Raw genomic sequence first — 16,233 nt, forward strand, 5'->3', positions numbered from 1 at the left:
GCTATACGATCATGCAGCAACCCGATTGGAAAACCGTTAAAGAATACAGTGACATCACCTTTAAAAAGGCTGATGGTGTCGCCCGAATTGCATTTAACCGTCCGGAAGTGCGTAATGCATTTAGACCCAAAACCACTTCAGAACTGCTGGATGCTTTTCACATCGCACAGGAAGACATTTCTGTGGGGGTGATTCTGCTTTCTGCTGAAGGCCCTTCGCCCAAAGACGGCGTCTATAGTTTTTGCAGTGGAGGTGACCAGAAAGCACGTGGGGATCAGGGTTATGTAGGCGAAGATGGGTATCATCGTCTCAATATTCTTGATGTGCAACGTCTTATTCGTTTTATGCCCAAAGCGGTAATCGCAGTTGTTCCGGGTTGGGCAGTAGGAGGTGGGCACAGCCTGCACGTGGTTTGCGATTTAACCCTGGCCAGCAAAGAACACGCTATTTTTAAACAAACCGATGCCGATGTAACCAGTTTTGACGGGGGTTACGGATCTGCATATTTAGCCAAAATGGTAGGGCAGAAGCGGGCCCGGGAGATTTTCTTTTTAGGCCGCAATTATTCCGCTCAGGAAGCCTATGAAATGGGGATGGTCAATGCCGTGATACCTCACGACGAGCTGGAAGCTACCGCATACGAGTGGGCTCAGGAAATTTTGGCTAAATCGCCTACTTCCATCAAAATGCTCAAGTTTGCCATGAACCTTACCGATGACGGCATGGTTGGCCAACAGGTATTTGCCGGTGAAGCTACCCGACTTGCCTATATGACAGAGGAAGCTAAAGAAGGTCGCAATGCATTTCTTGAAAAAAGGAAGCCTAATTTTGATAAAAAATGGATTCCATAGGTAAGAAATTGGTTTGATTCGGGTATTTTTAAGAGATCAAATTCACTTTTACCCGATTACCGGGATTTCTAAAGTGTTTTCTTGTATCTAAAACTTGCTGTCAAATCGGTTTGGCAGCGGTTTACCCTAAGACCATTTAACCTATGAATACCACCTTTACCAATACTCAAATTGATCTTGATAGCTTGCCTGATTATCAGGAGATACATTATACGGGAGTTTCTGTAAAGCGCTTATACAAAGTACTTTGTATTCAACTTATTTTTTTTATTGCGGTGACGGTGGGCTTATTTTTCCTGCGTGAAGTGACCGATGTTCCTTATCTGATTCCGGGTCTGGGAGCAGGTATTATTTTGTTTGTTTTGTCTGCCGCCGGGTATCAATATAAATTACAGCAAACTTTAGGTTATGCAATACGCGAGCGGGATATTGCGTATCGCAGGGGGTTTATTTTTGAGAAAACAACGGTTATTCCTTTTAACCGTATACAGCATATTTCAACATCTGCGAGTGCTTTAGACCGAATTTTTAAAATTTCAAACCTCAATATTTTTACCGCAGGAGGCTCGGGTAGCGATATTGACATCCCCGGGCTAACGCCGGAGCTTGCTGCCCGTCTAAAAGATAAGGTCGCCAATCATATTATTGATGAAGATGATGCATAAGCCTTTTTCACAGCCGCAAACACAGTCAAAACTGGGTATTATTTTCATATTTCTGGGGCAGTCTGTAAAATTTGTACGCATTTTTGGTGCAGCGGTAATCTATTTCTTCTTAAAAGGTTTTGAAGCAAATTCAGAGCTTGTAAGCATTGCCTTAAGCGTTTTGATAGGTGTTCTGCTCCTGTTGCTGGGCTTTAGTTATTTGTCGTTTCAGCGATTCCGCTTTTATATAGATTATGATAACCGTGAGTTTATTCTGCAAAAAGGGGTTTTTAATACTGAAGTAATAAGTCTTCCCTTTTCAAAAATTCAACAGGTTTATTTTAGACGATCGCTTCTACAACGTTTGATAGGAGTGTACAGTGTTATTCTCGATACTGCCGGAAGCAGTGCACAGGAAATCAATATCAAAGCGCTCTCCGAATCTGAGGCTAAAGATTTACAACAAATCCTTATGGAAGAAGTAACTGCCCAAAAACAGCAGGAAACTAATGATGTTGAAGCCACGGCAGATCATAAATCAGGGGAGGATTCGGTTGCCGTTCATAAGCTTTCGGTACTCGCGTTACTCAAATTGGGTCTTACCAGCAACTACTTCAGAGGTGTCTGGCTCATCCTCATTTTTCTGGGATCACTTTATCAGCAGTTTGGGGAATTTCAACTTATTGAAGAATCGCAGTATCGCGAGGGCATACGAGGTTATTTTGAAGCCTACAGTAAACCTGTAGAACTACTGGTGCTTACCGCTCTTGTCTTTGTAGCTATGTTCATTTTGGGAATTTTTATCTCGAGCATCGAGATCTTTATAAAGTATTTTGACCTGACCTTGAAGCAAACCAAAGATTCTCTGGAGCTTGAGATGGGTCTTAAGACCAATACCAAAGTCAGCTTAAAACCCAGAAGGGTGCAATTGATGCGCATAGTGACTAATCCCGTGCAAAAGCGTCTCAATCTTAATGAGGCTCAGATTGCAATTGCAAGCAGTCGTGATGACCTTCAAAAATCTCAAATTAGTATTCCGGGAATGGAACGCATGCAGCTGGAACGGGTTAAAAAATTTCTGTTTACCTATCGCATGCGTCCCGGCCGGGTGTTTAAACCGGCTTATATTCTCTATTTACGACTTATTATTATAGCCGGTCTTCCACTGGTGCTTACGGCTATTGTAGGCTCTGTTGTAGTGCCTAATTATATGGTAGAAATAGGTCTGGTGCTTCTTGTGATTTATGCAGGACTCGTTGTACCCTATCAATTTTTTTGGTACAAAGCGCTTTCATTAGAAATCACGCCTGAATTTGTAATTAAACGCAAAGGGGTATGGACGCAAAAAACCGAAATTCTGGAGTTGTATAAGTTGCAATCTGTAAGCGTAACCCAGCCCTTTTGGTACAAACGCAGAGGTTTGTATAACTATACCTTTCATACTGCCGGTGGCGATATTTCGTTTCCGGTTACCACTTCAAAAATGCAGCGCTATATCAATTATGCCTTATACAGGGTAGAAATTGATAAAAAGGCCTGGATGTAATTATCGAATTGCAGGGTATTGCTGCGGATTTACCTCGCGCATAATCTCATAAACCTTTTCAAATATATCTTCTGTGGAAGGTTTAGAGAAATAATCTCCATCTGTTCCATAAGCCGGTCTGTGGGGTTTGGCGCTCAGCGTTTGCGGGGCACTATCCAGATATCGGAAGGCTTTTTGCTCATCAAGAATATGCTGCAACAGGTAAGCTGAAGCACCACCCGGCATATCTTCATCAACAACAAGAATACGATTGGTTTTAGCTATACTCTTAACGGTATCGTGATTGAGATCAAAGGGCAGGAGGGATTGTGCATCAATTACCTCACAGCTAATTCCCGAAGCCTGAAGCTCCTTCGCAGCCTGTTCTACCAAACGCAGGGTGCTTCCGTAAGAGAGAATAGTAATATCATTTCCTTCGCGTACTACTTCAACCTCACCTATAGGCGTAGTAAACTCACCTACATTACTGGGCAATTTTTCCTTTAAACGATATCCGTTAAGGCACTCTATGATTACCGCAGGTTCGTCGCTTTTCATCAGCGCATTGTAAAATCCGGCTGCCTTAGTCATATTTCTGGGCGTTAGAATATAAACCCCTCTGAGCAGTCCTAACAAAGCACCCATTTGTGAGCCACTGTGCCAGATACCTTCCAGACGATGGCCGCGCGTACGCACGATAAGCGGAGCAGTCTGTTTACCATGGGTACGGTATCTTAAAGTTGCCAGATCGTCACTTAATGTGGCAATAGCATATAAAATATAGTCCAGATATTGTATTTCGGCAATAGGACGCAGTCCGCGAAGCGCCATACCTATTCCCTGTCCTACAATGGTGGTTTCGCGAATCCCGGCATCAGCTACCCGCAGGCTGCCAAATTTATTTTGTAAACCTTCTAATCCCTGATTAACATCTCCAATAGTACCGGTATCCTCTCCAAAGACCAGGCTCTCCGGATATTTGGTGAATAAGGCGTCAAAGTTGTCTCTGAGTATGATACGCGCATCAACAGTTTTGGCTTCGGCATCATAACGTGGTGCTACCGCTTCAATTTGCGTGGCTTTGTTCTCATATTCATTGTAGAGATGACTGCTGTAATTTTTTTGCTCTTTTGCAATGTAATTATTTACCCAGTCTTTGAGTGCGGTGATACTTTCGCTTTGCTCATGTGCTACAAAGCGCAGTGCTTTGCGTGCTGCGACCAGTACATCTGTTTTAAGCGCGTCTTTCTCGTCTACTAAAGTCTTTTTGATTGGATTTATAAACTGACCATTTGAGCTTTCTTTGATAAGATTGTCAAGGAGTTTAACTACTTTTTTCTTTTCGTCTTTCACCGGGTTAAGAAAAGCATCCCAGGCTTTGCGCTTGCCTTCACGCACGTTGCGCTTAATTTGCTTATCCAGTTCCTGTAACTCATCGTCTGTGGCGATCTGGTTATCAATCATCCATTCGCGCATCTTTACATTACAATCGTGCTCGCGTTCCCACTGTAAGCGGTCTTTGCTCTTATAACGCTCGTGAGATCCTGAGGTGGAGTGTCCCTGAGGCTGGGTTAGTTCGGTAACGTGCAGGAGAACAGGTACATGCTCTTCACGAGCGATTTTACCTGCCTGTTCAAAAGCATCAACCAGTTCCGGATAATCCCAGCCTTTTACCCGAATGATTTCAAAACCAGCTTCATTTTCTGTTCGCTGAAAACCACTCAGGATTTCAGATATATTTTCTTTGGTAGTCTGGTGTTTTGCGTGTACCGAAATACCATAATCGTCATCCCAGATACTAATTACCATAGGGACCTGTAAAACTCCGGCTGCGTTTATGGTTTCAAAAAACATACCTTCAGAAGTACTGGCGTTACCTATGGTTCCCCAGGCAACTTCGTTTCCGCCTTGCGATAAGCCTTCCTGATTTATGCCTTCCACATTTCTAAAAATCTTGGAGGCCTGTGCTAACCCAAGCAATCTGGGCATTTGACCTGCAGTAGGAGAGATGTCTGCACTGCTGTTGTATTGCTCTAAGAGGTTTTTAAGTTTTCCGTTATCGTCAAGGCTGTGCGTTCCAAAGTGACCACCCATTTGCTTACCTGCACTCATAGGATCGCAATTGATATCAGTATGAGCATAAAGACCTGCGAAGAAATTCTCTATGGTAAACTCATCTATCGCCATCATAAAGGTCTGGTCGCGGTAATAGCCCGAACGCCAGTCTCCTTTTTTAAAAGCCTTTGCCATGGCTAGCTGGGGCACTTCTTTACCATCGCCAAAGATCCCGAATTTAGCCTTACCCGTGAGTACTTCGCGACGTCCCAATAAACTACATTCCCTGCTGGTGACAGCAATCTTATAATCGTTTATTACAGTAGCTTTAAAGTCTTCAAAAGAAAGTTCTGAAATAGGCTCTGGCGTTGTTTGCATATGGATGATGTCGTTTTTGTAAAAGTACAGAAAAATCCCACTACATACAATTCAATAATTTTTTAATAAAATGATAATTTTTCAATAAAAACCAATTAAAATGATTTTTAATCAATATTAACAGGTTTGGGTAAGTTTTTAATGCGATAATGCAAATTAAGCGTCTGTCGCTAAACGGGGTAACAGGGGATTTAGAGCAGCTTGTAAAATAAGTGTATTAATACCACTTTCTGGTGAAAAGCTTTAGCATCGTGCGCAGATCGAGCGTTACAATAAAACGAATCTTTTGGTCGTAGTCGGGCTGCGCGATTTCCCAACCCTTAGAAGAATAAACGGGAAAGAATAATTCAAAGTAATCTTCCACCAAAACTGTTCGTATACCGCTATCGTATAAGAAACGGGCAGGATCACCCTCATTTTTAACCAAACCGAAGTCTACATAGCCGTGTATGAAATTCCAAAGGGTAGTACTGGCATTTACAGAAGTAATCCATTGATTTCCAAAAGGGGTATCGAGTTTTGATTTAAAACCACCTTCGGCGATAATAAGTTGCTGACTATAAATACCGGTATCCTCAGAGCGTCCGTAATAATTGTAACTGAAAAGATAGTCGGTAGGACGGTCCAAAGCAAAGCTGAAATAATCTCCCTGAGATCGGGTATCATTGTAAAGAAAGGTTCCACCGAAAAACCGAAGATCCAGTTGGCGGTTGTTTAAAAATACCCTTCGGTATTTAGCCGTAACCGAGAATTTGCTAAACTTTTGAGACAGCTCAAAATCTGCATTGTAACTCAAAGAATTAATGATTCCCGGACTGCTGTTTGTATATTGAAAATTAAATACACTGTAGTTGGGATCGTCGTTCTGTATTACATTAGATTCGTCGCGATACACATTTATATTCCTTATCGTAAGGTATTGCCTGCGATCTGACCTGAAATCGGACTCCCGAAACGCAAAGGTCAAAAACGGACTTAAAGTCTTGTACAAGGCATCAGGAGCATAGGACGAAAGGGAGCCTCCCGCACCAAAACGAATGGCAAACAGATTGCCTTCGTCCAGATTCTGAGTATAGCTAAAACCGGCACTACCGGTTAGCTGATTGGATTTAAGGCCATACTGGGGTTCTATTTTATAACTAAAAGGCTTCTGCAGGATGGTTTTGTTATACATCTTGGCTCCCAGCTTTATTCCGTCATAAAAGTTGTATTCTGCAACCGGCATAAAGAATACCTGGTTTTTAGCCGGGTCTTCAAGATCCTGAAAGAGCTTAAATTGAAAAGGCTTATTTACTCCTAAAAAGGGATTTATTTTTTTATAGTTATTCCGTCTGTTAAATTCAGGTATAAAACCTTCCTCATTTAAAACCACCCGATCTGCTCCTGGAGCATAGATCACAGTGTCTTTTTCTCCAACAAAAGGCTCAACCCAGGTCTTTGAGATGATACTGTCCTTATACATGGCATAAACCGGTACAGGAACTTTAGCCTTGGTTTTATTGCGCACCTCAATTGCGATGGAATCGCCCTGACGTTTTACTTCGTTAAATTTAAAATCTATGGTTTTGCGCGTGCTTACAAAATCGTCGAAAAACCAATCCAGATTTTTTGGTGCTTTTTCACGCAGGATGGCTTCAAATGCTTTTGAAGAGGTAAGCCTGAGTTTATTTTGACTGTAAAACGCATCGATACTCTCTTCAACGATTTCATCAGACAGGTATTCTGATAGATAATTGAAGCCGCTTCCGGCCTTATAGGCGTTAGCAATATTCTTATTAAACTTGATGAGCGAGTCACTTGGGGTTGTCAAGGGCTGATCGAGATTCATACGTGCCATATGCAAATACAACAGGTTGAACTGCTCATTAAATTCCATCTCAGAAAGATGAAATTGTCTGGCGACCCAATACCGGTTTAAGGTACCCACTACTTTAAGATTGGGGTAGAAATGATCCATATACTGCATCATAGTGTACATCTTGATGGCATCGGAGATCCAGCGGTCTTTACGCGGATTGATGTAGAGCGTACGATCTATATAATTATCTACGGTAGTCTTTAGAATTTTGAGTTCGTACTTGAAATCTTCAGGAAACGGACTCAGAAAATCGGGAAGCTGATTGAGACCGTAAACCGGATTATCGCGATAGTCAATAACCGAAATTACCAGTTTGTCGAACGGATAGTCGCCCAGCTTTTCGGTCAAAAAGCCCGTAATCTTATCGATGATGATGGCTTCACGTTCCGGGATGACTTTTTTGTCTTTGATATTGGTAATTACCGTAAACGCGTCGGTCTCGGTGATATCAAATTCTGATTTTTTCCGAAGGTAAATGGTGGTATTGTTGCGGTTGTCACCTTCCAGATGTACGGTTTTAAACTGGGTATTAGCCGAAAGCTCTTCGGGCTTGGTATCGAGTTCATTGATTAATTGAAAGTCGCTCTGAAAGGAGAAGTCAATCGAAAAATCGGTAGGAGCCATATACAGGTCATCCAGGTTTTTGTTGCTGTAGTACTGCCATTCCCCGTCGTAAACTGCAGGAGCAATAAACCAGTATTTTAAATTGTAATCTCCGTTGTTCAATGCACCATAACCTGTAAACCTGCTGTCCGGTACACGTATGTTATAGTGCATTTTGATTTTCTGAGACTCGCCGGGCAACAGCGGCTTATTCAGGTTTACTACCAGTATATCTTCAGCTTTAGGGAGTCTTTTGAATTCCAGATTTCTGAAATTTTCATCAATGATGTTGTTGATCTTTGATGAACCGCGGTCTTCCTCAGGAGCCAAATGAAATCTTCGGTCGTAATTCTCCTCAAAACGCACCCCAAGTTCGGAGCGCTTAGAAGCAAAACTGTTTGCCCAGTCATTAAAATAAATAACTTCAAGGGTATCTGAAGAAGTATTGACAAAGCTTACATCTTGTTGGATGGTTAAAAGCCGATTCTCTTCATCAAGGCGCACCGCGATATTCAGTTTGTTCTGGGCTATCCCAAATTCAGGCAGCACAAGCAATACCAGTAATAACGTCAAAGAAAACGCATTAAAGGATTTTTGCATAGAACAGAAGTTTGGGGTTATCAGAATAACAATAGAGTTTCAGATTATGTATCAATTAGTATACCTAACGCAAAACGGGAGTCTTTGGTTTTAATTTTAAAAATTTGGACTCAATTTATACTCCTTGTAGAAATTATTGAGCACTTCAAGAACTTCGTCTTCCGTATCTACTAAATATAACAGATCAACATCTCCCGGGCTTATGGTTTGAAAGGTATCAAGCAGTGTGTTTTTGATCCAGTCAAAAAGGCCCTGCCAGTATTCGGTGCCTACAAGAATGATTGGGAACCGGTCAATTTTGTGAGTTTGGATAAGTGTGATCGATTCAAACAATTCGTCAAGCGTACCAAAACCTCCCGGAAGCACCACAAATCCCTGTGAATACTTTACAAACATCACTTTACGCACAAAAAAGTAATCAAAATCGATACTCTTGTCGCTGTCGATATACGGGTTGTCGTGCTGCTCAAAAGGCAGATCTATGTTTAGTCCCACCGAAGTTCCTCCGGCTAAATGAGCTCCTTTATTACCGGCTTCCATAATACCGGGACCGCCGCCGGTGATTACGCCATAACCGTTTTCGACGATTTTTTCGGCGATATCCACAGCCAGCTTATAATATTTTTCATCAGGTTTGGTACGTGCGCTACCAAAAATGGAAACACAAGGCCCTATACGGCTTAGTTTTTCAAATCCGCTTACAAACTCGCCCATAATTTTAAAAATGGCCCACGAGTCGTTTGTTTTTATTTCATTCCAGCCTTTTGGCTTACTTTCATTTCTCATAATACGATAATCTCAATTTTAAAGCGGCTCAATTTAATTCATTTCGAAGGAATTTTGCCGTGTAGCTCTTCTTATCTTTTGCGACTTCTTCAGGAGTACCGCTGGCGACGAGCTGTCCGCCGTTTTTTCCGCCCTCGTAACCTATATCGATAATATGGTCTGCCATTTTTATCACATCCATATTATGCTCGATGATAAGCATGGTATTGCCCTTATCGGTCAGTTTATTTAAAACATCCATCAGGATGCGTACATCTTCAAAATGCAAACCGGTTGTGGGTTCATCGAGAATGTAAAAGGTATTTCCCGTATCGCGTTTAGACAGTTCAGTTGCCAGTTTGATGCGCTGTGCCTCGCCACCCGAAAGCGTCGTAGACTGCTGTCCTAGCGAAATATATCCCAATCCCACATCCTGAATGGTTTTCAGTTTCCGGAAGATTTTCGGGATGTGTTCAAAAAACGGTACCGCCTCGTCAATGGTCATCTCCAGCACATCGGCAATACTTTTGCCTTTATACCGAATCTCAAGCGTCTCGCGGTTGAAGCGTTTCCCCTGGCAGGTCTCACATTCCACATACACATCGGGTAAAAAGTTCATTTCAATCACGCGGAGTCCGCCACCTTTACAGGTTTCACAGCGTCCTCCCGCCACATTAAAGCTGAAACGTCCCGGTTTGTAACCACGTATTAGCGATTCCGGGATTTTAGCGAACAAATTGCGTATTTCACTAAATACACCGGTATAGGTCGCCGGGTTAGAACGCGGGGTTCTACCTATGGGTGACTGGTTGATGTCTATCACTTTGTCACACTCGTCAAGGCCTTTGATGCTTTTATACGGCTCCGGTTTTTTGACGCCGTTAAAGTAATGCGCATTCATAATAGGGTAGAGGGTCTCATTGATGAGCGTAGACTTACCACTGCCCGAAACACCGGTTACCACGATCATTTTGCCAAGCGGAAATTCAACATCTACCTTTTTAAGGTTGTTACCTGTAGTGCCTTTGAGCACTATTTTCTTGCCGTTGCCTTTTCGTCTTTTTTCAGGAACAGCGATTTCTTTTTCGCCGTTTAAGTATTGTGCGGTAAGCGTATGCTGTTGTAAAAGTTGCTTTGGAGTGCCCTCGCTGATGATTTCCCCACCGTGTTTACCCGCAAAAGGGCCAATGTCAATCACATAATCGGCACGCTCAATCATATCTTTATCGTGTTCTACTACGATAATAGAGTTACCTATGTCCCGAAGTGAAATCAACGAATTGATCAGCTTTTCATTATCGCGCTGATGCAAACCTATACTGGGCTCATCTAAAATATACAGCACACCTACGAGCTGCGAACCAATTTGCGTCGCCAGGCGTATACGCTGCGCCTCACCGCCCGAAAGGGATTTGGAGCTTCGGTTTAGGGAAAGATACGTAAGGCCCACATCTACCAAAAACTGAATACGAGTATTGATTTCCTTTAAAATTTCAGTAGCGATTGCGGTTTGCTTTTCGCTTAAATGTTTGGGAAGTTCCAGAAACCAGTCTTTGAGCTCCAGAATATCCATATTTGCAAGCTCGGCTATATTTTTTTCGCGTACGCGGAAGTATAACGACTCTTTACGCAGTCGCGATCCTTCACACTCGGGGCAAACCACTTTTTCCATGTATTCTTTTGCCCAGCGTTTGAGGGATGCCGAATCATTCTTGTGATAGGTGCTTTCTATAAAATTTGCAACCCCTTCAAAATCAATTTTATAATTGCGGGTGACCCCCAGAGTTTTTGATTCTACGGTAAACTTTTCGTTTCCGCCATACAGAATCATATCCATCGCCTCTTTTGGGATGTCTTTTATGGGATCAGTCAATTTAAAGTTGAAGCGTTGTGCGATGATTTCCAGCTGTTTGAAAATCCAGTTGCTTTTTTGATTTCCGTGGGGTGCAAGACCGCCTCCTTTGATTGAAAGTTTAGGGTCCGGAATAATCTTATCTACATTTACCACGCGCAAAGTACCTATGCCATTACATTTAGGGCAGGCACCTTTGGGTGAATTGAAGGAAAAATTATTCGGCTCGGGGTTGGGATAGGATATTCCGGAAGTAGGACACATCAGGCTACGGCTGAAATAGCGCGCTTCATTGGTATCGTGATCAAGCACCATCATCACATCTTCCCCGTGATACATCGCGGTATTGATGGTTTCCAGGATGCGCTTGTCAATATCCTGATTGTCTTCGATTTTTAAACGGTCAATTACAATCTCGATATCGTGCGTTTTGTAACGGTCAATTTTCATGCCCTTTACAATATCACGCACTTCACCGTCTACACGAACTTTCACAAAGCCCTGTTTGGCGATTTGCTCAAAAAGTTCGCGATAATGACCTTTACGACTGCGAATAACCGGTGCCAGCACATTGATGCGTTTGCCCTGATATTCGGTTTTGATAAGATCTTTTATTTGCTCATCGCTGTAGCTTACCATTTTTTCACCGGTCTCGTAACTGTACGCGTCACTGGCGCGCGAGTAGAGCAGGCGTAAAAAGTCGTAAATCTCTGTTATGGTACCTACGGTAGAGCGCGGACTTTTACTGGTTGTTTTTTGCTCAATCGCAATAACGGGGGAGAGCCCCTGAATTTTATCAACATCAGGTCGCTCGAGTCCACCCAAAAACTGGCGGGCGTATGCTGAGAATGTTTCGATATAGCGGCGTTGCCCTTCGGCATAGATGGTGTCAAAAGCGAGCGAACTCTTTCCGCTGCCCGATAAACCGGTTATCACCACTAGTTTTTCCCGCGGAATCTGTACATCGATATTTTTAAGATTATGGGCGCGGGCACCATAAACCTCAATATATTCTTGTGTTTCTGCCATTTTCTTTTTCAAGTGTGCAAAGGTACTGTAATTGCGTGAAATTTAGTAGTCAACCCCAAACGGACTTAGTAGAAATCCGTGTTACGAATAGGTTAAAAATGTAGTTTAAATAGAAACCTCGTAGTTGCTGAGCATTTCTGCTATAACCTGTTCGGTTTTGGAGAAATTCTTCCGGTTTCTGAGGGATTTGTCTTTGAGTTTATCAAAAGATTTGGTGATGCTTCCGTCCTGATAAGCTTCCGGAATTACCGGATGTACATAGTAGTCACGGCACACACTGCGGGTATTGCCTAATCCCTCTGCTGTGGCATCATAGGCGGTGATCAGGTTTTTAGCGTTTTGCTTTTCATCCTCAACGTAACCCAGATCTCTGAGCGATTCAAAAAAGATCTTGGTCGCTGCCCAGGTTCTGAAGTCTTTTGCTGAAAACAGGTCGCCGCTCAGCTCGTGAATGTACTCATTAACCATCCCGCTGTCGATGTGATCTTTGTTTCCGTTTTCGTCATAGAACTGAAACAAATCCCAGCCGGGTATATCCTCACATTGATTGACCAGCTCGATAAGCTGTTCGTCGGTAATGGCGATGTCGTGCTCTTTTCCTTTTTTGCCTACAAACTTAAAGCGCATACCGCTTTCGGTTGTTTTTACGTGCCGGGTGCGCAGGGTTGAAAGTCCGTAGGTCTCATTATGCTTGGCATAGTAGGCGTTTCCCACGCGTATATGTGTTTCTTCCATAAGCCGAATGACCAGTGCCAGAACTTTACGCCGCGTCATTTCGGGAGCATCAAGGTCTGCATCAACCTGTTTACGCAATTGGGGCAAAACATTGGCAAAAGCGGCGAGTTTTAAGAATTTGGTTTCGTTGCGCAACTTATTCCAGCTCTCATGATAGAGGTAGACTTTACGGTCTTTTTCGTCGCGACCTACCGCCTGCAAATGTCCGTTTTCAGGTTCTGAGATCAGCACATCCTGCCAGGCCGGCGGAATCACCAACTTTTTTATACGCTGCAATAGCGGCTTTGATTTTATAGTAATATCGTTTTTGCAATAGCGAAAACCCTTGCCGTGCTTTTTACGGCAAATGGTAAGGTGCTCATCGGTCACGTAGATGAGATTGGCGAGTTTAGCAGCCTCTTGCGGGCTGTCGAGAATATCCTGAAGGGTATCTTGGGTAATGGTCATAACCCAAATATAGCATCAATTAGAGCCTCGCGTTACTAATGAAATGATAATAAAACCGGCTCTTCTGCTAAGAAACTGTGAAATAACTTTCAGTAAAATTGAAAGTTGAGGCCCGGTCATTTTCGCTAAAAATGAAAATACCCAAAGCACGAGTTGTGACTTCGGGTATTAGCATTGATGGTTAGCGTAAGCCTAATTTAGTCAAAATAACTAAAACTCTGACCGTCTTTAATTTTAAGTACGCTTTCGTAAATCATTTTAATCACATTTTCCACATCATCGCGATGCACCATTTCTACAGTGGTATGCATATAACGAAGCGGTAAACTAATCAAAGCCGAAGGCACACCACCGTTGCTGTACGCAAAAGCATCGGTATCTGTACCGGTGGCACGGCTACACGCAGCGCGTTGAAACGGAATATTTTTCTCCTCGGCTGTCTCAATAATTAAATCGCGCAGCTTCTGCTGAATTGCCGGTGCATAAGAAATAACAGGACCATCGCCTATAGCAGCGTGACCGTTAGTTTTCTTCTCGATCATTGGGGTAGTGGTATCGTGGGTCACATCGGTTACAATGGCCACGTTGGGTTTAATGGTCTGGGTAATCATTTCCGCTCCGCGAAGCCCAATTTCTTCCTGTACCGAGTTTACCACGTAGAGTCCGAAATCTAATTTCTTGCCGTTTTCTTTGATTAAACGGGCTACTTCAGCAATCATAAAGCCACCCATACGGTTATCAAGCGCGCGGCAAACAAATTTATTTTTATTGAGGATGGTGAAGGTATCCGGGTAGGTGATCACACAACCTACGTGAACGCCCAGTTCTTCTACTTCCTTTTTGGTTTTGCATCCGGTGTCGATGAAGATATTGTCCTGTTTTGGAGCTTTCTCATCACTTTTGTCGCGGGTGTGAATTGCCGGCCAGCCAAAAACGCCTTTTACGATTCCGTTTTTAGTGTGAATGTTAACCAGCTTTGATAGGGCAATCTGATGATCGCTACCGCCGTTACGTATTACGTAGATCAAACCATCGTCTGTAATGTAGTTTACATACCAGGAGATTTCATCAGCATGACCTTCAATCACCACTTTGTATTTTGCGTCCGGATTGATAACACCTACCGCAGTACCATAGTTATCGGTGATAAAAGTATCTACATACGGCTTAAGATAGTTCATCCATATTTTCTGGCCTTCCCACTCGTAACCTGTGGGGGCGGCGTTATTGAGATAGGATTCTAAAAAGTCGAGGGACTTATCGTTTAAAATGCTTTTTGACATAATTTCAATTTTGTACGAAAGTAAGAATATTCATGCCAAAAGCATAAAGCAATCTGAGCGATTGTGTACTTTTGGAATGGTTTTCGATCTAATTAGAGAAAAAGAAAATTTGAAGAATTCTGTATACATACTCTTTCTGCTTTTAGGCTTTGTGACACGAGCTCAGACCACTCCTCCCGAAGTTGAAACAGATACTGTAGAACCACTCTACTATTATGTGGAAGGTGACAGTATTGCACGCTCAGCGATCTTTCTGGATGATGTGGTGGTGCTGGCGCGTTTAAAATTCAATGATGATGATGCCCGCCGCAGGTATTTGATTTTGAGACGTAAAACCCGAAAAGTATGGCCCTATGCAAAACTGGCAGGTGAACGTCTGGTGGAGCTCAATGCCCGTCTTGATGCTATGAAATCCAAGCGCGACAAAAAGCGTTATACCAAGATTATTCAGCGGTATGTGGAAGATGAATTTAAGGAAGAACTCAAAAAACTTACCCGCACCGAAGGTCAGATTTTAGTGAAACTGATGTATCGTCAAACCGGTCAGACTACTTTTGAGCTGATCAAAAACTACAGAAGTGGTTTAAAAGCGTTTTTGCTAAATACCACGGCCAGTTTTTTTGATATTTCCCTGAAGGAAATTTACGATCCGGTTAATGTGGAAGAAGATTATCTGATAGAAGATATTTTACAGCGTAGTTTTCAGCAGAAAATACTGGAGCCTCAGGATCCTGCGATTGAATTGAATTTTCTGGAGTTAACTAATAAATGGTATAAATCGAAGCCGAAGCAAGGTATTGACTGATGATGCGTATCTTAAAAGAAAACTGGCTTTACATTGTTGCAGCACTCATCACCTTGATTGGCCTTGTAACCGGTAAGTATTTCTTCCTGTTTTTGGTGATTCCATTTGGATTCAATTTTTTTAGAAGCGAAAAAAAAGATGAAGATGCCTGAATTTAAAGTCTGAGCGCCATTTCTCACATTCCTTCTTTAAACTCGCCTAAGCGGTAAAATTTCAATAAAAAAATAAATACCTTTGCGCTTCCAAACACCGTTGACCGTACTATGAGCCAGAAAACGCTGCTTAACGCAAAAGAAATCAATATCATTCTCAATCGTCTGGCCTGTCAACTCATTGAAAATCACAAAGATTTTAAACAAACCGTTCTTATTGGGATTCAACCCCGGGGAATTTATGTGGCCGAGCGCATCAAAAAGCTATTGGAGGGCGAGTATAAGATAGAAAGCATCAAGCTGGGTTATCTGGATATTACTTTCTTTAGAGACGACTTTAGAAGAGGGGATAAACCTCTTGAAGCTAATAAAACCCGTATCGATTTTGTGGTTGAGGATAAAAACGTGGTCTTTATTGATGACGTTTTATACACCGGCCGAAGCATCAATGCTGCGTTAACAGCAGTACAAAGCTTTGGCAGACCCAAAAATGTTGAACTGCTTACTCTGATAGACCGGCGTTTTAGCAGGCACCTGCCCATTCAGCCTACTTACAGGGGGCGGCAGGTTGATGCGATTAATGAAGAAAAAGTCCTTGTCAAATGGGTTGAAAACGGAGGCGAAGATGCGGTTTACCTGGTTAATAAATAA

General features: G+C 42.6%; 12 protein-coding genes. 6 read left to right on the plus strand and 6 right to left on the minus strand.

What is annotated here, in order from left to right:
* Window positions 1–11 precede the first annotated feature (11 nt).
* The 3 genes from ACSSS3_RS15760 to ACSSS3_RS15770 all read left to right on the plus strand — a co-directional run bounded on the left by ACSSS3_RS15760 (window position 12) and on the right by ACSSS3_RS15770 (window position 3,041).
* On the plus strand, window positions 12–851 hold the full coding sequence (locus tag ACSSS3_RS15760; protein ID WP_228230468.1) for a 1,4-dihydroxy-2-naphthoyl-CoA synthase: 840 nt from the start codon (window positions 12–14) through the stop codon (window positions 849–851).
* A 143-nt stretch (window positions 852–994) separates the two neighbouring features.
* A complete protein-coding gene (locus ACSSS3_RS15765; RefSeq protein WP_442845428.1) occupies window positions 995–1,516 on the plus strand; it encodes a PH domain-containing protein in 522 nt (173 codons plus the stop codon).
* Complete coding sequence (locus ACSSS3_RS15770) at window positions 1,500–3,041, plus strand: PH domain-containing protein (RefSeq protein WP_442845429.1); 1,542 nt, start codon at window positions 1,500–1,502, stop codon at window positions 3,039–3,041. The genes ACSSS3_RS15765 and ACSSS3_RS15770 overlap by 17 nt, the downstream gene beginning before the upstream one ends.
* Here ACSSS3_RS15770 and ACSSS3_RS15775 read toward each other — a convergent pair whose 3' ends face one another.
* The 6 genes from ACSSS3_RS15775 to ACSSS3_RS15800 all read right to left on the minus strand — a co-directional run bounded on the left by ACSSS3_RS15775 (window position 3,042) and on the right by ACSSS3_RS15800 (window position 14,625).
* Window positions 3,042–5,453: an alpha-ketoacid dehydrogenase subunit alpha/beta gene (locus ACSSS3_RS15775; RefSeq protein WP_442845430.1), complete on the minus strand. Its 2,412-nt coding sequence runs from the start codon at window positions 5,451–5,453 to the stop codon at window positions 3,042–3,044.
* Window positions 5,454–5,670: 217 nt separating this feature from the next.
* A complete protein-coding gene (locus tag ACSSS3_RS15780) occupies window positions 5,671–8,514 on the minus strand; it encodes a metalloprotease (protein WP_442845431.1) in 2,844 nt (947 codons plus the stop codon).
* Window positions 8,515–8,610: 96 nt separating this feature from the next.
* A complete protein-coding gene (locus ACSSS3_RS15785) occupies window positions 8,611–9,300 on the minus strand; it encodes a TIGR00730 family Rossman fold protein (protein WP_442845432.1) in 690 nt (229 codons plus the stop codon).
* Window positions 9,301–9,328: 28 nt separating this feature from the next.
* Complete coding sequence (gene uvrA, locus ACSSS3_RS15790) at window positions 9,329–12,160, minus strand: excinuclease ABC subunit UvrA (protein ID WP_442845433.1); 2,832 nt, start codon at window positions 12,158–12,160, stop codon at window positions 9,329–9,331.
* 105 nt (window positions 12,161–12,265) lie between these two features.
* On the minus strand, window positions 12,266–13,342 hold the full coding sequence (locus tag ACSSS3_RS15795) for a DNA topoisomerase IB (RefSeq protein ID WP_442845434.1): 1,077 nt from the start codon (window positions 13,340–13,342) through the stop codon (window positions 12,266–12,268).
* Window positions 13,343–13,539: 197 nt separating this feature from the next.
* Window positions 13,540–14,625 carry a M42 family metallopeptidase gene (locus ACSSS3_RS15800; RefSeq protein ID WP_442845435.1) on the minus strand — a complete coding sequence of 362 codons (1,086 nt, stop codon included), beginning with the start codon at window positions 14,623–14,625 and terminating at the stop codon, window positions 13,540–13,542.
* Between the two features lie 109 nt (window positions 14,626–14,734).
* On the opposite strand from ACSSS3_RS15800, the gene ACSSS3_RS15805 reads away from it, so the two are divergent.
* The 3 genes from ACSSS3_RS15805 (at window position 14,735) to pyrR (ending at window position 16,233) form a co-directional block, all read left to right on the plus strand.
* Entirely contained in the window at window positions 14,735–15,430 is a 696-nt protein-coding gene (locus ACSSS3_RS15805) for a DUF4294 domain-containing protein (RefSeq protein WP_228230396.1), read from the plus strand.
* Window positions 15,430–15,582, plus strand: a complete 153-nt coding sequence (locus tag ACSSS3_RS15810) for a hypothetical protein (RefSeq protein ID WP_442845436.1) — start codon at window positions 15,430–15,432, stop codon at window positions 15,580–15,582. Before ACSSS3_RS15805 ends, ACSSS3_RS15810 begins: the two co-directional genes overlap by 1 nt.
* 111 nt (window positions 15,583–15,693) lie before the next feature.
* Window positions 15,694–16,233, plus strand: a complete 540-nt coding sequence (gene pyrR, locus ACSSS3_RS15815) for a bifunctional pyr operon transcriptional regulator/uracil phosphoribosyltransferase PyrR (protein WP_442845437.1) — start codon at window positions 15,694–15,696, stop codon at window positions 16,231–16,233.

The sequence above is a fragment of the Leeuwenhoekiella sp. H156 genome (assembly GCF_052218455.1).
Classification (GTDB): Bacteria; Bacteroidota; Bacteroidia; order Flavobacteriales; family Flavobacteriaceae; genus Leeuwenhoekiella; species Leeuwenhoekiella parthenopeia.

Bases quoted from the DNA above. Each gene is read 5' to 3' on its own strand.
- ACSSS3_RS15775 (WP_442845430.1), bottom strand. From the start codon at position 5,453: ATGCAAACAACGCCAGAGCCTATTTCAGAACTTTCTTTTGAAGACTTT.
- ACSSS3_RS15795 (WP_442845434.1), bottom strand. From the start codon at position 13,342: ATGACCATTACCCAAGATACCCTTCAGGATATTCTCGACAGCCCGCAA.
- ACSSS3_RS15785 (WP_442845432.1), bottom strand. From the start codon at position 9,300: ATGAGAAATGAAAGTAAGCCAAAAGGCTGGAATGAAATAAAAACAAAC.
- ACSSS3_RS15780 (WP_442845431.1), bottom strand. From the start codon at position 8,514: ATGCAAAAATCCTTTAATGCGTTTTCTTTGACGTTATTACTGGTATTG.
- uvrA (WP_442845433.1), bottom strand. From the start codon at position 12,160: ATGGCAGAAACACAAGAATATATTGAGGTTTATGGTGCCCGCGCCCAT.
- ACSSS3_RS15810 (WP_442845436.1), top strand. From the start codon at position 15,430: ATGATGCGTATCTTAAAAGAAAACTGGCTTTACATTGTTGCAGCACTC.
- ACSSS3_RS15765 (WP_442845428.1), top strand. From the start codon at position 995: ATGAATACCACCTTTACCAATACTCAAATTGATCTTGATAGCTTGCCT.
- ACSSS3_RS15770 (WP_442845429.1), top strand. From the start codon at position 1,500: ATGAAGATGATGCATAAGCCTTTTTCACAGCCGCAAACACAGTCAAAA.
- ACSSS3_RS15800 (WP_442845435.1), bottom strand. From the start codon at position 14,625: ATGTCAAAAAGCATTTTAAACGATAAGTCCCTCGACTTTTTAGAATCC.
- pyrR (WP_442845437.1), top strand. From the start codon at position 15,694: ATGAGCCAGAAAACGCTGCTTAACGCAAAAGAAATCAATATCATTCTC.
- ACSSS3_RS15760 (WP_228230468.1), top strand. From the start codon at position 12: ATGCAGCAACCCGATTGGAAAACCGTTAAAGAATACAGTGACATCACC.